The sequence below is a fragment of the Methylobacterium sp. WL103 genome (genome assembly GCF_008039885.1).
GTDB lineage: Bacteria > Pseudomonadota > Alphaproteobacteria > Rhizobiales > Beijerinckiaceae > Methylobacterium > Methylobacterium cerastii.
Window position 1 is genome coordinate 1 of record NZ_VRUX01000898.1, and the last position, 1,251, is coordinate 1,251.

Sequence of the window (1,251 nt, forward strand, 5' to 3'; positions counted from 1 at the left end):
GGGCCGCGCCGTCCCGGAGCCCCGGCCGGGCGACGCTGCGGGCGCTCTACGCCGAATACGCGCTCAACGCGGCGGCCTGGGTGCCGCACATGCTCTTCCTCGTCGACCTCGTCGCCCGCGGCCTCGGACGCGGCATCCAGGCCGGCTCGCATTACTGGGTGCTGTTCGGCCTCGGTGCGACGGTCGGCCCGATCCTCGTCGGGCACCTGGCCGACCGGGTCGGCTTCGGCACCGCGCTTCGCCTCGCCTTCCTGGTCGAGGCCGGGGCCGTCGCGATCCCGGCGCTCGGCCTCGGCGAGCCGTGGCTGGTCCTGTCCAGCGTCACGGTCGGCGCCTTCGTCACCGGAACCGTCCCGCTCATGCTCGGTCGCATCGGCGAACTCCTCCCCGACGACCCGGAACGGCAGAAGGCGGCCTGGAGCGTCGCGACCGTGGCCTTCGCGCTGTTCCAGGCGGGCGCCGCCTACGGGCTGTCCTTCGTCTTCGCGCACACCGGAGGCGACTACGCGCTGCTGTTCGCCCTCGGCGCGGCCGCGATGGTCCTGGCGCTGGCCATCGACCTCGCGACGGCCGTGGCGACCCGGCACGCCGCCACCGCTTCCCGCCACTGAACGCGCGACCCCGAGACCCTCACCCCACCGGTTCTGCGGCCGGCGGGTCGGCCTCGACGGCGTCCGCGACGGGCAGGCCGGTACCGGCCGCGGCGGGGGCGGCGGCAAGCCTCGGTAGGTCGAGCCACGATGCCATCAGGCGGAGTTCCACCAGCAGGCGTTCCAGGGTGGCGGGGGGCGCCTCCGGTTCCAGGTGCACGCGCTGGACGACGAGCCGGCCGCGCTTGCGGTCCGCCTTCAGGTCCACGCGGGCGACGAGGGCGCCGTCCATCAGGAACGGCAGGACGTAGTAGCCGTGCTCGCGCTTGTGGGCGGGCGTGTAGATCTCGAGGCGGTAGCGGAACCCGAACAGTCGCTCGGTGCGCGGGCGGTGCCAGACCAGCGGATCGAAGGGCGACAGCAGCGCCGCCCCGTCGAGCCGGCGGCCGGGGCGCGCATCCCTGTGCAGGTAGGCTTGGCGGCGCCAGCCGCGAACCTCGGCCGGCACGAGCGTCCCGTCCTCGACCAGATCAGCGATCGGTCGGTCCGCGTCGGCCGGCGAGAGGCGGTAGTAGTCGCGCAGGTCCTGCGCCGTCGCCACGCCGAGCGCCCGGGCCGCATGCGCGATCAGGTCCCGCCGGGCGTCGGCACCGGTCGGGGT

General features: G+C 74.9%; 2 protein-coding genes. One reads left to right on the forward strand and one right to left on the reverse strand.

Annotated elements, in window-relative coordinates:
* The coding region (locus tag FV222_RS26540; protein WP_147816108.1) for a YbfB/YjiJ family MFS transporter at positions 1-611 on the forward strand (611 nt) is incomplete at its 5' end.
* A gap of 19 nt (positions 612-630) precedes the next feature.
* On the opposite strand, the gene FV222_RS26545 is transcribed toward FV222_RS26540, so the two are convergent.
* Positions 631-1,251 (reverse strand): crosslink repair DNA glycosylase YcaQ family protein (locus FV222_RS26545; RefSeq protein WP_147816110.1); only part of this gene is annotated, 621 nt, incomplete at its 5' end.